Annotated in this window: 14 protein-coding genes and 1 pseudogene; 9 read left to right on the forward strand and 6 right to left on the reverse strand. The window is 51.3% G+C overall.

Annotated elements, in window-relative coordinates; genetic code table 11:
- Positions 1-14 precede the first annotated feature (14 nt).
- Positions 15-746 carry an L-ribulose-5-phosphate 4-epimerase gene (locus tag EKM83_RS05320; RefSeq protein WP_125575598.1) on the forward strand — a complete coding sequence of 244 codons (732 nt, stop codon included), beginning with the start codon at positions 15-17 and terminating at the stop codon, positions 744-746.
- A 97-nt stretch (positions 747-843) separates the two neighbouring features.
- On the opposite strand, the gene EKM83_RS05325 is transcribed toward EKM83_RS05320, so the two are convergent.
- The 6 genes and pseudogenes from EKM83_RS05325 to EKM83_RS05350 all read right to left on the reverse strand — a co-directional run bounded on the left by EKM83_RS05325 (position 844) and on the right by EKM83_RS05350 (position 5,319).
- A complete protein-coding gene (locus EKM83_RS05325; RefSeq protein WP_125575599.1) occupies positions 844-2,178 on the reverse strand; it encodes a C1 family peptidase in 1,335 nt (444 codons plus the stop codon).
- A 218-nt stretch (positions 2,179-2,396) separates the two neighbouring features.
- A complete protein-coding gene (locus tag EKM83_RS05330) occupies positions 2,397-2,816 on the reverse strand; it encodes a type II toxin-antitoxin system PemK/MazF family toxin (protein ID WP_125575600.1) in 420 nt (139 codons plus the stop codon).
- Positions 2,728-2,943 (reverse strand): annotated as a pseudogene (locus tag EKM83_RS05335) (hypothetical protein); the annotation flags it as partial. The pseudogene EKM83_RS05335 and the gene EKM83_RS05330, both read right to left, overlap by 89 nt.
- Positions 2,944-3,012: 69 nt before the next feature.
- Entirely contained in the window at positions 3,013-3,819 is an 807-nt protein-coding gene (locus EKM83_RS05340) for an aldo/keto reductase (RefSeq protein ID WP_125575602.1), read from the reverse strand.
- A 466-nt stretch (positions 3,820-4,285) separates the two neighbouring features.
- Complete coding sequence (gene rpiA, locus EKM83_RS05345) at positions 4,286-4,972, reverse strand: ribose-5-phosphate isomerase RpiA (protein WP_125575603.1); 687 nt, start codon at positions 4,970-4,972, stop codon at positions 4,286-4,288.
- Between the two features lie 5 nt (positions 4,973-4,977).
- Positions 4,978-5,319, reverse strand: a complete 342-nt coding sequence (locus EKM83_RS05350) for an N-acetyltransferase (protein WP_125575604.1) — start codon at positions 5,317-5,319, stop codon at positions 4,978-4,980.
- 421 nt (positions 5,320-5,740) lie between these two features.
- On the opposite strand from EKM83_RS05350, the gene EKM83_RS05355 reads away from it, so the two are divergent.
- From EKM83_RS05355 to EKM83_RS05390, 8 genes are all read left to right on the forward strand, one after another.
- On the forward strand, positions 5,741-6,280 hold the full coding sequence (locus EKM83_RS05355) for a dCTP deaminase/dUTPase family protein (protein WP_125575605.1): 540 nt from the start codon (positions 5,741-5,743) through the stop codon (positions 6,278-6,280).
- A 92-nt stretch (positions 6,281-6,372) separates the two neighbouring features.
- Entirely contained in the window at positions 6,373-7,755 is a 1,383-nt protein-coding gene (radA, locus tag EKM83_RS05360) for a DNA repair protein RadA (RefSeq protein WP_125575606.1), read from the forward strand.
- Between the two features lie 32 nt (positions 7,756-7,787).
- A complete protein-coding gene (locus tag EKM83_RS05365) occupies positions 7,788-8,954 on the forward strand; it encodes a PIN/TRAM domain-containing protein (RefSeq protein WP_125575607.1) in 1,167 nt (388 codons plus the stop codon).
- Positions 8,955-9,640: 686 nt separating this feature from the next.
- Positions 9,641-11,131 (forward strand): glutamate--tRNA ligase, encoded by a 1,491-nt coding sequence (gene gltX / locus EKM83_RS05370; protein ID WP_125575608.1) that lies wholly within the window; start codon positions 9,641-9,643, stop codon positions 11,129-11,131.
- A 155-nt stretch (positions 11,132-11,286) separates the two neighbouring features.
- Positions 11,287-12,699 carry a cysteine--tRNA ligase gene (gene cysS / locus EKM83_RS05375; protein ID WP_125575609.1) on the forward strand — a complete coding sequence of 471 codons (1,413 nt, stop codon included), beginning with the start codon at positions 11,287-11,289 and terminating at the stop codon, positions 12,697-12,699.
- On the forward strand, positions 12,699-13,106 hold the full coding sequence (locus EKM83_RS05380; RefSeq protein ID WP_125575610.1) for a Mini-ribonuclease 3: 408 nt from the start codon (positions 12,699-12,701) through the stop codon (positions 13,104-13,106). Before cysS ends, EKM83_RS05380 begins: the two co-directional genes overlap by 1 nt.
- Complete coding sequence (gene rlmB / locus EKM83_RS05385; RefSeq protein WP_125575611.1) at positions 13,106-13,876, forward strand: 23S rRNA (guanosine(2251)-2'-O)-methyltransferase RlmB; 771 nt, start codon at positions 13,106-13,108, stop codon at positions 13,874-13,876. The genes EKM83_RS05380 and rlmB overlap by 1 nt, the downstream gene beginning before the upstream one ends.
- 29 nt (positions 13,877-13,905) lie before the next feature.
- Positions 13,906-14,475 carry an NYN domain-containing protein gene (locus tag EKM83_RS05390; RefSeq protein WP_125575612.1) on the forward strand — a complete coding sequence of 190 codons (570 nt, stop codon included), beginning with the start codon at positions 13,906-13,908 and terminating at the stop codon, positions 14,473-14,475.
- Positions 14,476-14,725: the final 250 nt, after the last annotated feature.

Below are 14,725 nucleotides of genomic sequence, written 5' to 3' on the forward strand. Positions count from 1 at the left end.
AGGAGAATAGTCACATGCTTGAAAAGTTAAAACAAGAAGTCTATGACGCCAACATGCGTCTGCCAGAACTGGGTCTGGTCTCATTTACTTGGGGTAATGTTTCTGGAATTGACCGAGAAAAGGGTCTATACGTCATCAAGCCTTCAGGGGTTGATTACAATGATTTGAAGCCAGCCGATATGGTAGTTGTCAACCTGGATGGTAAAGTCGTTGAAGGGGACATGAACCCATCTAGTGACACGCCAACGCATACGTACTTGTACAATCATTTTCCTAAGATTGGTGGGATTGTGCATACGCATTCTCCGTGGGCTGTGTCATTTGCTGGGGCTAAGATGGACGTACCAGCTATGAACACGACACATGCGGATACTTTCTATGGGGATGTTCCTGCAGCGGATGCATTAACTAAGCAAGAAATCGAAGAAGATTATGAAGGGAACACGGGCAAAACTATCGTTAAGACTTTTAACGAACGGGGATTAGACTACGAAGCGATTCCCGCCGCACTGGTCAGCCAACATGGACCGTTTGCTTGGGGGCCAACACCAGATAAGGCTGTTTACAATGCTAAGGTCTTAGAAGTCGTGGCTGAAGAGGATTATCACACGTTACAATTGACGCGGGCTAACCGTGAATTACCACAATACCTGTTGGACAAGCATTATTTGCGAAAGCATGGCGCCAACGCTTACTATGGGCAAAACAATGCGCATTCTAAGGATCACGCCGCTCGCGAAAACTAAAATCACTTCATCTCCAGAAGCGAATTAAGTTTGACTAGGGTAAAACAAAAGGTACCGGAACCTCTCAAGGATTCCGATACCTTTTTCATTTACGCGATTAAGCCAAAGCACCCATTGGATCCCAAGGCGCTAAGACCGTTGGTTCTTCTGTTTCTTGGATGTGCTTCAAGTCGTCAGGTAAGAATTGCTTGTTGACGACGACTTGGTAGCAGTATTCATCCATCCAGGCGTCACTCATGACGAAGTAGCCCTTGGTACCGACCTTTTCGCCCCATGAGTTTTCGACCTTCCACTTGGTTGGTTGGCCGTCGACCAGATCTACACCGGTCAAGACCATGGCGTGGGTCATCATGCTTTCCCCGTAGTCCAGGCGTTGCGCCTTAGTCGTGGAGAAGTCGATGTTGAAGAGGGCATCCTTGTCGTAGTACTTGGTGTCCATGATCCCCTTTTGCCGTTCGGAAGATTGGCCGACATCACAGCCGAACCAAACGGATTGACCGGCTTGTAGTTGCTTGATAGCCAGTTGCTTGAAGTCCTTCATGGAGACGTTCAAGTGCTTGACTTGACGGCCGCTGACCACGTTACCCAGCATTTCAACCGTGTAAGTATGGTTGTATGGCTTGTCGTCAGTTGGGGCATTGATGATGGAAACGTAATCGTTCAAGTCCCAGTCCACGTACTTGTCGAAGAAAGACTTTGGCGTCAAGCCCTTGTCGATGTGGTAGTTCTTATCATCGTCGCGGTATTCGAAGTCAAATTTATCCACAGGTTGGCCTAACGAGAAGCTCAGTAAGCGGTAAACTTCGCCAAGCATCTTGTCCTTAGCAGCCGCGATATCAGCATCACTGGCCTTGTCGGCGACTAATTTCCGCAGGGTAACAGCGTCTTTGCGCAACTTTAAGTTCAACGTACTGTTCAGTTCGCTAGACTTGGAGCTGTTGTAGGTTTCGGGCATGACCGACTTTGGCACGATCCCGTATTTTTGGATGATGGCACACAGCATGTCCCATTGACCCCCATCTTGTTGTGGGGTCGCCATTAAGAAGGCCACCTTACGACTAGACGTGGGTTGGTCAGCAGTGGCCAAGACATTTTCGTAGAAGTAGTTGGCTTTTTCAAATTTGTCCCAGAAGTTCGTGTAGTTCTGCGATAATTCGAAATCGCTCAGGTTAAACAGGTCGGCTAAGTGATGACGCATCGTGTTCAATGCGGCAAACATCCAGCAACGGCCACTTTGCTTTTGGTTGGCAACCTTGCCAGTGTCCAAATCAATGGAGAACACTGGGGTCATGTCGGTCTCGGAAGCGTAATCGGCAGAGGTTGCTAAAATACCTTGGTGGCTGACAGCGCGTTCCAAAACCTTTGCGGTGGGGTCAGCAGCTAAAGCTTGTTGATAACGGGCGGTTTGATCCGCCGTGATTTTTTTACTCAATGACGTCACTCTCCTATCTTGTTCTCTCATTGTACTCCAATCTTCTCATTTTTTGTATAGGCAAACGAAAAGTTGGGAGTTTTTACGTTGGCTGTCACTTTTTCCATCGCGCATTAGGAAAAATGGCGGGCGGTTAACTTGAGCTGGTTGAGGCAAGAACAGTCAAAGGGCTTCCGCCAATTTCGCCCGTGGAAGTCCTTCAGATTTATGAAATGTGGTTAAAGCATTCTTTTAACGATTTCTTTTAGGTAAGCCAGTTGTTTAGGAGGGAGGGTGATGCCAGTGTCCTCAGCCTGTCTGGCTAGCATATCATACCCTAAAATTTGGGTCAGAATAATGTTTGATGAATGTTTGACAATCACTGGGAGTAAATAGCGACTGCGTTCCTGCCTTGAGGTGATTGGAAAAACGATGGACATGCCGCCCTGGTTATACTGGTTGTTTGAAATTACCACGACAGGACGGCGAATATTTCTGCGATGCACATTATAGCCACCTTCTTCGTGACCAGCATGCGGTTCCGCATTCACCCAGTAAATATGACCTTGTTTAATCTGCGCTTTCTTTTCCAGAGTCACTCCCATCGTCGGATAATCCGATATGTTGGTTAAAGTCGGCAATATCTTGGGGATCGTCATGCCAAATCTCTGGGAAATTAGGCTCCCCAGTTGGCGTAAAGGGTAACTTGTTAGTTTTACTAATTTCCACGAGAAACATGTTAACGGCAGTACTGAGATCAATTCCCATGCCAGAGGCTACTTTAGCTTCGTCGGTTTTTTAGCTGTAGCGGCGTATAAAAAATGCTCGATACATGGCGTATCGAGCATTTTACGATTAATCGTAGTTTAAGTGCTTGTCCTGATCCAAAGCATTAATCTCCGCAATTTCCTCTGCAGTCAGATTAAACCCAGAGATTTCAAAGTTTTCTCGTACCCGGGCTGGCTTGGATGACTTGGGGAAGACCACGAAGCCGGTGTCGACTTGCCACCGCAAGACGATTTGGGCGGGGGACTTGCCGTACTTGTCAGCCAGCTTGGTGATGACGGGGTCTTCAAGAATCAAGTGGCCGTGGCCAATTGGGGAATAACCCTCATTGACGATGCCATTGTCCGTGTCAAATTTACCCAATTCGGCTTGCACCTTGTAGGGGTGGCGTTCGATTTGGTTGACCATTGGCTTGACGGTCGCCATGGCGAAGACCCTTTCTAATTGGTCTTCAGAGAAGTTAGAAACGCCGATGGCCCGGACCTTCTTTTGTTGGTACAAGGTTTCCAAGGCGCGCCAGGTGTCCAGCGTCAGGTCGAAGTTTTCTTCGTTCGGCCAGTGAATCAAGTAGAGGTCCAGGTAGTCCAATTGTAAGTCACTCAAGGTCTTATCGAAGGCGGCCAGCGTCTTGTCGTAGCCTTGATCGGCGTTCCAGACTTTAGACGTGATAAATAGGTCGGACCGGTCAACACCGGAAGCCTTGATAGCGGCCCCAACGGCTGGTTCGTTGCCGTAAATGTGGGCACAATCTAAATGCCGATAACCCGCGTCCAGAGCCGTCTTGATGGCGGCGGGGACGTCCTTACTGTCGATTAAGTAGGTGCCAAATCCTAGCATGGGGATGGTGACGCCGTTACTTAACTGTGTCGTTTCCATGAAATTACCTCGCTCATTTAAGATTTTAAAATCACTTATATAAAATATGATACACTACTGTGCGAATCATTTCATGGTTGCCGCTTGTTAGTTGCTGCGTAAGCGGGATGTTTTTGGCGACGGGACAGGGTTATCCGCCTTACCGTTCAGTAACTATGGGATGGGATAAGCCCCTACCTGTGGCTGGCAGGGGGGCCCACCTGCAATAGGGAACGCCTCTAGCCCGAGAAACGGTCGTCCTGCTCGCTTGAAAGCCTGGCCTCCTTCGGCGAGATTGACGGATTCAGAAAAGTGTTTCGCACTAAGCGGTTGTGAGCAGCCGGTGTCTGGATCAAACCAGTTATTTTGTTAACAGCCACCGTAGCGAACGGTAAGGCGGCCAATGCGCCTCTATGTCGGTCTTCGAAGCAAAAAAGCACCGCTAACTTTCCAGTACAGAAAGTAGCGGTGCTGAGAGTTAATTTAATTAGTCACGGGCGTTCAGGACTTCTGGCCCGTCTTGGCGGCCAACGATGACCGTGTTGACCGTGTCCAAGAACAGACCGTGTTCCACGACGCCGACGATACCATTTAAGGTGTTGGCGAGTTCGTGGGGATGGTCGATACGACCCAGGTGCAGGTCGATGATGTAGTTCTTAGAATCAGTCAAGACGTGGCTACCGTCTTCTTTCATCCGGAAGGTGGGGTTGAAGCCCATCTTGTCTAGTTTTTCCAAGACGTGGCTGGAGCCAAAGGGGATGACTTCCAGTGGTAAGGGGAACTTGCCCAGGTGATGGACCATTTTGCTTTCATCCACGATCCACATGTTCTTGGTAGAGTTGATGGCCACAATCTTTTCCCAGAGGTGGGCAGCCCCGCCACCCTTGATGCCTTGGAAGTTGTCGTCGATTTCGTCGGCGCCATCAATGGTCAAGTCGAGGTGATCGACTTCGTCCAATTGCTTGATGGTGATGCCCAGTGATTCAGCTTGCTTAGCGGAACGGTCAGACGTGGCCACACCAACGATGCTCAGGCCTTCATTCTTCACGCGTTCGCCGAGGGCGTCGATCATGTAGCGAACGGTCGACCCGGTCCCAATTCCTAAAATCATGCCATCTTGGACGTACTTAACGGCTTCTTGACCCACTAAAGCTTTCAATGCGTTTTGATCCATCTTAACTACTCCTCTTCTGTGTGTAGGTGTAAGGCGACTGGTTTGACCGCCGCGTCACCGGTGACGGGTAACTGGTTGGCCGCCAGGATTGCCTGGTCGGCGGGATGGTGGCTGAAGTACCGTTTGGCGTACGGATCCAGCAGGTTGACCGTCACCGATTGGGCGGTTGCCAGTTCAGTAAAACGTTTTATCAGTTGGTCAGCTAACGTGGTGGCAGACTGTGAGGGCCGGACAAAAATTTGTTCCAGCACCCAACTGCGGTCGCTCAAACACAGGTAGTGTAGGCGCGCCAACAGCTGTTCGTCTTGTACCAATTGTAATTGGCCAGGCTGTTCCGTAATCGTCATGGGTGAACTCCTTTCATGACCAGTCTCGCCTTTAATTCTGGTCTATCCGCCGGTCATTGTCAACTCCTTTTCGCGAAGAAAAAAAGTGGTGGCCGAACATACTTTTGCTGGTAATCTGCGGGCAGGTTGCTTATGCTTAGAAGGGCTGGTGTTGACGGCGTCAGGACTGACCTAGGCCAATTGCCGCGTCCTTGGCCGTGAATTAGGGTAGCGGAAGGAGAAATTTCTGTAGTTCCGGCTACGGTTCAATGCCCGGTTTTCCGGCAAATAAAAGGATTGCGTCACGGCAGATTCATGGTAAAATGAAACACTCACGGTTAGGTGCTAGACCAGTTGGCAACAGCGCCAACAATTTAGCCAAGCTATTGACTGTTGGAATCAATGAATAATAATGTAAAAGATTATCGAAGGAGTGCTTGTCATGCAACGCGGATTTGAAATTGTTAGTAAATATGCCAACCAGGGAATCAAGCTGCCATATCGCACCACGAAGCAGGCCGCGGGCTACGACTTTGAGTGTGCCGCGGATTTCACGTTACCATCCATTTGGCATCACGACCTACTGCACGCCTTCAAACGGCTCCGGCACCAAGATGAGTTAACGGCCGAGGAATTATTGGCGGGGCAAAGTGACCTCAAGCCCTGGTTAGTGCCCACGGGTATCAAGGCTTACATGCAACCAGGTGAGGTGTTAGTTTTGGCTAACCGGTCGAGTAACCCACTGAAACACAGCCTGATTTTACCCAACGGTATCGGTGTCATCGACGCAGATTACTACAACAACGAAAAGAACGAGGGTGAAATTTTCGTTCAATTAATTAACGTGGGGCTGAAAGATCAGGTCATTAAAAAAGGGCAACGCATTGCTCAAGGGCTGTTCATGCCTTATCTGCTGGCCGATGACGAGCAGGCGCCGCAACAGCAGCGGACTGGGGGCTTTGGTTCCTCGGACCGTAACTAAAACTTTAGAATTGTCGTTGACAGACTAGTGGGGGATTGCCCGCTAGATATGCTAAAATAAAGGTATTCAGACTAAGAAAAAGGGGGATCTTCGTGGCTAAACCAAGAACAACTTACGTTTGTCAAAATTGTGATTACAGTTCACCGCGGTATTTGGGACGTTGTCCAAATTGTGGCGAGTGGAACACCATGGTCGAGGAGGTCGTGACCCCTACGGCCGCTAAGGCGAAGCCCCAATCGACGCGGACCGCAGTGGGAAGTGCGCAATCGCACCCCCAATTAATGAAAGACATTAAGCATTCCACGGAAACGCGGACCAAGACGCAGATGGAAGAACTCAACCGGGTCTTGGGGGGCGGTATCGTTGCCGGTTCCCTGATTCTGATTGGGGGCGACCCGGGGATTGGGAAGTCCACACTGTTGTTGCAGGTTTCTGGTCAATTGAGCGAGACCGGTGGCAAGGTCCTTTACGTTTCAGGGGAAGAAAGTGCCTCGCAAATCAAGATGCGTGCGGATCGGCTGGTCGTTAACAGTGACAACTTATATCTGTATCCGGAAACGGACATGGCCAGCATTCGGGCCAACATCGAACAAATGCAGCCGGACTACGTGGTCATTGACTCTGTCCAAACCATGCAGGCGCCGGGCATTGAATCGGCCATTGGCTCCGTATCGCAAATTCGGGCCGTGACGGGTGAACTGATGCAGATTGCTAAGACCAATGGCATTACCATCTTTGTTGTCGGCCACGTGACCAAGGGTGGCGCGATTGCTGGACCCAAGATTTTGGAGCACATGGTGGATACCGTGCTGTACTTCGAGGGCGATTTGCACCACACCTACCGAATCTTACGGGCGGTCAAGAACCGGTTTGGCTCGACCAACGAGTTAGGCATTTTTGAAATGCGGGAGGGTGGCCTGTATGAGGTCGCCAATCCGTCGGAAATTTTCCTAGAAGAACGGCTCAAGGACGCGACTGGTTCGGCCATCGTGGTCTCAATGGAAGGAACCCGGCCAATTCTGGTCGAAGTGCAGGCGTTGATTACGCCATCAGTCTTTGGTAACGCGCAACGGACCTCCAGTGGGTTGGACCGCAATCGGGTTTCCTTGTTGATGGCGGTGCTGGAAAAGCGGGCCAATTTGATGCTCCAAAACCAGGATGCTTTCCTCAAGGCGGCCGGGGGTGTCAAATTAGACGAACCCGCCATCGACTTGGCGATTGCCTTAGCGATTGCCTCCAGTTACCGGGATACCGCGACTGCGCCGACCGATTGTTTCGTGGGTGAAGTCGGGTTGACGGGCGAGATTCGGCGGGTCAACCGGGTGGAATCCCGGGTTGCCGAAGCCAAAAAACTGGGTTTCAAACGGATTTTTGTTCCTAAAAACAATCTGCAAGGGTGGACTGCACCAAAGGGCATTGAAGTCGTTGGTGTCTCCACGTTACGGCAGACGTTAAAATTAGCCCTCGGCGTTTAGACGTCAGGGACCTTGAAGGGAGGTGAACAAATATGCGTAAAAAAACGGTTGTTTTAATTATCTTCGCCATCTTAGGTGGGGTCATGGGGGCAGCGTACTTCTCCCGGGCCTGGCTCCTACTTGGCGTGACCAACCGCTTGATCGACAACGTGTTCGTGAATATTTTGCTTGGAGCTATTATTTTCCTCATTCTCGGATTACTCTTCGCGAACGTGATCTTGCGGCTGATCAATCGAATCGAAACTTACCTGAATAAGCAAAACCCGATGACCATCATCTTCGGGAGCCTCTTGACGATTGTGGGGTTGGCGTTAGCCTTATTGATTTCGCAATTCCTCTTTCACGTGCCGTCCTTCTTCATCGGCACCGTGATTCCGTGGATTCTGATGCTGCTTTTCGGTTACTTTGGCTTCCGGATTGGCGCACGATTGAGCAAGATTCGGCTGGAAGAGTGGCGCAAGCTGTTTCAACCGCGGGGCAAGAAGGCCGAAGAAGAGGCCGACAAGAAGGTTTTGGACAAGGAAACCGAACCGAATTTCCACCATTATAAGATTTTGGATACCAACATCTTAATTGATGGCCGGATTTACGATTTGGCCAAGACGGGTTTCTTAGAAGGCACGTTGTTGGTCCCTAACTTTGTCCTGTATGAACTGCAGTACATTGCGGATTCCAGTGACTCCATCAAACGGGTCCGGGGTCGGCGTGGGCTGGATATTTTGAACAAGTTACAAAATGAACACATCATGCCGATTGAAATGTACGAAGGCGACTTCGAAGACATTCCAGAAGTCGACAGTAAGCTGATCGCCTTGGCCAAGCAAAATGGTGGGGTCATCGTGACCAACGACTATAACTTGAACAAAGTCATTCAGTTCCAAAATGTTCAGGTCTTAAACATCAACTCGTTAGCCAACGCCCTGAAACCACGGGTCATTCCGGGAGAAAATCTCCACGTGATGGTCGTGAAAAACGGGACGGAACGCCAACAAGGGGTGGCTTACCTCGACGACGGCACCATGGTCGTGGTCGAAGACGGGCGCTACTTCATCAACAAGCAATTGGATGTGGTCGTCACCAGTGCCATCCAGACGGATGCTGGGCGAATGATCTTTGCCAAGCCACTGCATTCGACTAAGAACATTGAAGACCAAGAAAAAGACAAGAAAAAAGGTCGCAACGCCAAGCAACAGCGTTAGGCGTGACGAGAGCTCGGGCAAATGTCCGGCTCTCTTTTTCTTTACGCAGCTAACGTTGGTGTGAGCCAGTTGCCTCCAGCTATCAGGGACTCCGCCTGCTATGGGGGGCGATTCCAGCCTGGAAAGCGGTCTGGAATCTCGCTTCAAAGCCTCGCACAACCCCGCGAGTCTCTGAAGTCGCCCCACGCTGTAGGCTGAGAAAGGACCTCAGCCAACACCGTCGACACAGCTGGCTCCGTCCCTGGTAGCTTCCGGCAGGTAGTCGTTCGTAATGTAGCTGAGAGTTCGCCAAATATGAGCTTAGCCGTGGGAGTTTTCTTAGCGGCGGGCTGGGCCGTTTAGAAAACTGGCGTCTTTGAGACGCGGGCTTCGGCTCAAAGCGAGGTGTCGAGACCGTCTTTTGGCTCGACCCGGCCGCCCACCGCGATCCAGTCTCATATTTGGCGAACGGTAGGCGGCCAGCAACACCCCCAGGCAACAGAACACATCTACCCCCCTAGAATTTGGCGAACGGCAGGTGGCCAGCAACAGCCGCTGTGGCTGGCAATCGACCACCCAAATTTAAATTTATGCGGCGGATTAGGAGTGAGTCCTTTCTTTTTCCGCCTGAGCATTGTAAAATTAAGACATTCTGTCATAATTGACTATTGATTATGAAAAAAACTTTAGAAAGAGGCGCAAACGTTTTGGCGAAAAATTCAATTCGGGTTCGGTACGCTCCGAGCCCAACCGGTCATTTGCACATTGGTAATGCCCGGACAGCCATTTTTAACTATTTATTTGCCCGTCACAACAAGGGTAAGTTCATCATTCGGATCGAGGATACAGATACGAAACGGAACATTGCTGACGGTGAACGGAGCCAATTAGAAAACTTAAAGTGGCTTGGTTTGGATTGGGACGAAGGTCCTGACGTCGGTGGCGACTACGGTCCTTACCGTCAGTCTGAACGCCGTGACATTTACACCCCATTGATCCAACAATTGCTGGACGAAGGCAAAGCTTACGAATCTTACCGGACGGAAGAAGAATTACAAGCCGACCGGGAAGCCCAAAAGGCACGTAAGGAAATGCCACACTACGAATACGAATATGCTGGCATGACGGAAGACGAAAAGGCTGCGGCCATCGCTGACGCCAAGGCCAAGGGCTTGAAGCCAGTTATTCGTTTCCGCGTCCCTAAGGATGAAGTCTTTGCCTGGGACGACATGGTCAAGGGCCACGTCTCCTTCAACTCCGATACCATCGGTGGGGACTTTGTCATTGCCAAGCGTGACGGCATGCCAACCTACAACTTTGCCGTTGTCGTGGATGACCACAAGATGGCGATCAGCCACGTCTTCCGGGGTGACGACCACGTTGCCAACACGCCTAAGCAATTGATGATCTACCAAGCATTCGGCTGGGAAGCACCTAAGTTTGGCCACATGAGCCTGATCATCAGCAAGGATACCGGGAAGAAGTTATCCAAGCGTGACGAATCCGTCTTACAATTCATCGAACAATACCGGGAATTGGGTTACCTACCAGAAGCCATGTTCAACTTCATTCTGTTGTTGGGCTGGTCACCAGTGGGCGAAGACGAAATCTTCAACCGGAAGCAATTTATCAAGATGTACGACGAAACGCGGCTGAGCTCCTCACCAGCCACGTTTGACAGTGATAAGCTGGAATGGTTGAATAACCGTTACGTTAAGGATGCTGACGACAGTACGATCATGGATCTGGCCTTGAAGCAATTGATCAAGGCTGGCAACATTCCGGCTAACCCAGACAACCAAAAGATTGAATGGGCACGCCAACTGATCAACCTGTACAAACGGCAAATGAGCTACATGGCACAAATCAACGACATGGCTTCGGTCTTCTTTGAAGAACCCGACCAAGTCAGTGGTGAAGCCTTTGACGAAATCAATAACGAAACGGCACCCGTCGTTTTGAAGGAATTCGCTGCGCAAATCGAAAAGCTCGACCTCTTTGATTCTGTGGAAATCTTCCACGTCATCAAAGCAGTTCAAGCTAAGACGGGCATCAAGGGTCGGCAATTATGGATGCCGATTCGGATCGCGGTGACCCACGAAATGCACGGACCAGAATTACCAGAATCCATCGAATTAGTGGGACGGGAGACCGCCTTACAACACATTCACCAGACCTTAGCCCAATTAGAAGGCTAATGATTTGGTAAAGAAGCCGGATGAGGGCCAATTGGCGCTTCATTCGGCTTCTTTGTTATCCCCGGAATATGCTACAATGGACCTAACTCATTTAGTCGGCGGCCGGGTGTTAGGCCCAGGCTGAATTTAACTAATGATGCGAAAGGAGCTTCGGCATGCTCAGAGTTTTTAATACCATGACTCGCCAAAAAGAAACATTCGAACCCATCACCCCGGGAGTGGTCAACATGTACGTGTGTGGCCCGACCGTTTACAATTACATTCATATTGGAAACGCGCGGAGTGCCATTGCCTTTGACACCATTCGCCGGTACTTTGAATACCGCGGCTACCAGGTGAAGTACGTTTCTAATTTCACAGACGTTGATGATAAAATGATTAATGAAGCGCGTAAGGAAGGCATTACGGTGCCAGAATTAGGTGATAAGTTTATTGCGGCCTTCAAGGAAGACACGGCGGCGTTGAACATCGAACCCGCGACGGTCAATCCGCGGGCGACGGACCACATTCCAGAAATCGTGGCCTTTGTGCAGGACTTGATTGACAAGGGGTATGCTTACCCAGTCGATGGGGACGTGTACTACCGGGCCCACAAGTTTGCCCATTACGGGGAATTGGCTCATTTGAACTTGGATGACCTGGAAGAGGGCGCCTCACAGCACACCAACGACGAGGAAACGGCCCGCAAGGAAGACCCCGTCGACTTTGCCCTGTGGAAGGGTGCCAAGCCGGGAGAAATCTCTTGGCCATCCCCGTGGGGCGCTGGTCGGCCGGGTTGGCACATTGAGTGCTCGGTCATGTCCACGCACTACCTGGGCGACACCTTTGACATCCACGGCGGTGGCGAAGACCTGATCTTCCCGCACCACCAAAACGAAATCGCTCAGAGTGAAGCCAAGACGGGCAAGCCATTTGTCCACTACTGGCTCCACAACGGCTTCGTCACGGTCGGCGAGGATGATGAGAAGATGAGCAAATCACTGGGGAACTTTGTGACGGTCCACGATATCTTAAAGACCGTTGACCCCCAGACGTTGCGCTTCTTCATGGCCACGACGCAATATCGGCGGCCGATTCAGTACACGCAACAGAACTTGGATACTGCGGAACGTAATTTGGAACGCCTCCAGACGGCCTACGACAACATGGGCTACCGGCTCAAGGATGCCGAAGTTGGCAATGATCCCAAGGTCGAACAAGAGACCCGGCAAATCGTGGCGGACTACATCGACGCCATGGACGATGACTTTAACGTGCAAAACGGGGTCGCCGAAGTCTTTGAACTCTCGCGGCTCGGCAACGTTTACGCGGAACGCCCCGTCGTCTTTGCGGGGACGTTGAAATTCATGCGGCAAACGCTGGCAGAATTGTTGAGCGTCTTTGGCGTGAAGCTGACCGCTGCGGCTGAACTGGATGACGACCGGATTCAAGGCCTGATCGACGAGCGGTTAGCTGCCCGCAAGGCCCGGAACTTTGAACGCAGTGATGAAATCCGTGAACAATTAAAGAACCAAGGGATTATCTTGGAAGACACGCCCCAAGGGACGCGTTGGCGAAAGGGAAATTAATGACAACTGAAGTAGATTATCAACAACTAAATGGTGTGGCGCTGGCTTACATGGGGGATGCCGCCTATGAGGTCATCATCCGCCGCCACCTGATTGCGGCTGGTTTGGCCAAGCCCAATCATTTACAAAAGAAAGCCACCCATTACGTGTCGGCCAAGGCCCAAGCGGCGTTGATCGACCTGATGGGACAGGACAAAATTTTAAGCGAAGACGAATGGACCATGTTTAAGCGGGGCCGTAACGCTAAGAGCTACACCCACGCCAAGAACACGGACGTCGTGACTTACCGCATTTCCACCGGGTTTGAAGCCTTGATGGGCTACCTGGCGTTGAGCGGACAGCAAGACCGGGTGGATGAGCTCGGCCAGTGGTGCATTGAACAAGTAGAAGCGGGGCGGACTGAATAATGACAGAAAATCAAGCAAACACGGAAACCAGCAGCGACTTTGTGATCGGTCGGCACCCAGCCGTCGCCGCACTGCGCAGCCAACAGACCATCAATAAGGTCTTCTTGCAGAGCGGACTGAAGGCCGAAGCCATTGATGAGATTCGGCAATTGGCCAAGAAACGCCATTTGGTCATTTCAGAAGTCCCTAAGCAAAAATTAGACCTTTTGACGGATCACCAAAACCACCAAGGCGTGGCGCTGGGGGTGGCGGCTTTTGCCTATGCCACAATCGACGACCTCTTTGCGAACGCCGATAAAGCCGGCGAAGCACCATTCTTCTTGATCTTAGACGGTGTCGAAGATCCCCACAACTTGGGGTCTATCTTGCGGACGGCGGATGCCAGCGGCGTACATGGGGTCATCATTCCCAAACGCCGGGCAGTCGGCCTGACCTCCGTGGTGGCGAAAACCTCGACGGGCGCCATCGAACGGGTGCCGGTGGCTCGGGTCACCAACCTGGTCAACACGGTCAAGGAATTGAAGGACCGCGGTCTGTGGGTCTTTGGGACTGATATGAACGGGACCGACTACCGCGACTGGGACGCCAAGGGCGCTAGCGCGTTGATCATCGGCAATGAAGGCAAGGGCATTTCCCGCCTGCTGAAGGAAACCGTCGACGAGATGTTGACGATTCCCATGGTGGGCCAAGTCCAAAGCTTAAACGCGAGTGTGGCGGCCGGCCTACTGATGTATCAGGGCTTTAGCTCACGGCACCCGGTACAACACTGAGCAAACGGCATGAGCGAGGGAGCAAGTCAATGAAAGAGGACATTTTAATTGTTGATGCCTATAACATGATTGGCAATTGGCCCAAACTCAACCGGCTCAAATTAACGGACCGGTTACCCGAGGCCCGCGACGAGTTGCTGAACATGTTGGCCAACTATAAGAAGTTACGGGATGCGAAAATCACCGTGGTGTTTGACGCGATGTACGTGCCAGGCATCTCCAAAAGTTATAAGCAATTCGACTTGGAGGTCGTCTGGACCAATCGTGACGAGACCGCGGATAGCTATATTGAAAAATTAGCCAAGGAACGGCAGACGCGCTTCACCCAGGTGACGGTCGCCACCAGCGACCAAGCCGAACAGTGGACCATTTTTTCAGAAGGGGCACTGCGGATTCCGGCGGGGGAACTCCTGACGGACATCGAGCGGGCGCAAAACGAGGTCAAACAAACGGCCCGCGAGTTTGCGGACCGCGGTATCGTGCGCAAGTCACCGTGGAACGATCAACAGCTCTACAAGCTGGAAAAACTGCGCGACCAAATGATGGCACAGCCGGAGAAGTCACCGCAGCGGTCCAAGACAAAGAAAACGAAACGCTAAAAAAGTCGTGCGTGAGTGCGGCTTTTTTGCTTACATGGTGGTGGCTGGCCGCCTACCGTCCGCCAACTAAGGTGTGTGGTAGTAACCGTCGGCTTAACCCCAGATGGTAGTTGATTTAGCGACTAGTCTCTAACGCATTGTTGTAGGCGGTCATCACCCCGCCGGAGGCAGCCAGGGTGGAGCCAGCTGTGGCGACGGTGTTGGCTGAGGTTTTTTCTCAGCCTACAGCGTGGGACGACTTTGGAGATTT

Origin of the sequence: Levilactobacillus angrenensis (genome assembly GCF_003946085.1) — a bacterium.
In the GTDB taxonomy this organism is placed as follows: domain Bacteria; phylum Bacillota; class Bacilli; order Lactobacillales; family Lactobacillaceae; genus Levilactobacillus; species Levilactobacillus angrenensis.

Excerpts from the sequence above, each read along its gene's own strand:
- EKM83_RS05320 (WP_125575598.1), top strand. The coding sequence starts at position 15 with ATGCTTGAAAAGTTAAAACAAGAAGTCTATGACGCCAACATGCGTCTG.
- EKM83_RS05330 (WP_125575600.1), bottom strand. The coding sequence starts at position 2,816 with ATGACGATCCCCAAGATATTGCCGACTTTAACCAACATATCGGATTAT.
- EKM83_RS05340 (WP_125575602.1), bottom strand. The coding sequence starts at position 3,819 with ATGGAAACGACACAGTTAAGTAACGGCGTCACCATCCCCATGCTAGGA.
- rpiA (WP_125575603.1), bottom strand. The coding sequence starts at position 4,972 with ATGGATCAAAACGCATTGAAAGCTTTAGTGGGTCAAGAAGCCGTTAAG.
- EKM83_RS05350 (WP_125575604.1), bottom strand. The coding sequence starts at position 5,319 with ATGACGATTACGGAACAGCCTGGCCAATTACAATTGGTACAAGACGAA.
- EKM83_RS05355 (WP_125575605.1), top strand. The coding sequence starts at position 5,741 with ATGCAACGCGGATTTGAAATTGTTAGTAAATATGCCAACCAGGGAATC.
- EKM83_RS05365 (WP_125575607.1), top strand. The coding sequence starts at position 7,788 with ATGCGTAAAAAAACGGTTGTTTTAATTATCTTCGCCATCTTAGGTGGG.
- cysS (WP_125575609.1), top strand. The coding sequence starts at position 11,287 with ATGCTCAGAGTTTTTAATACCATGACTCGCCAAAAAGAAACATTCGAA.
- EKM83_RS05380 (WP_125575610.1), top strand. The coding sequence starts at position 12,699 with ATGACAACTGAAGTAGATTATCAACAACTAAATGGTGTGGCGCTGGCT.
- rlmB (WP_125575611.1), top strand. The coding sequence starts at position 13,106 with ATGACAGAAAATCAAGCAAACACGGAAACCAGCAGCGACTTTGTGATC.
- EKM83_RS05390 (WP_125575612.1), top strand. The coding sequence starts at position 13,906 with ATGAAAGAGGACATTTTAATTGTTGATGCCTATAACATGATTGGCAAT.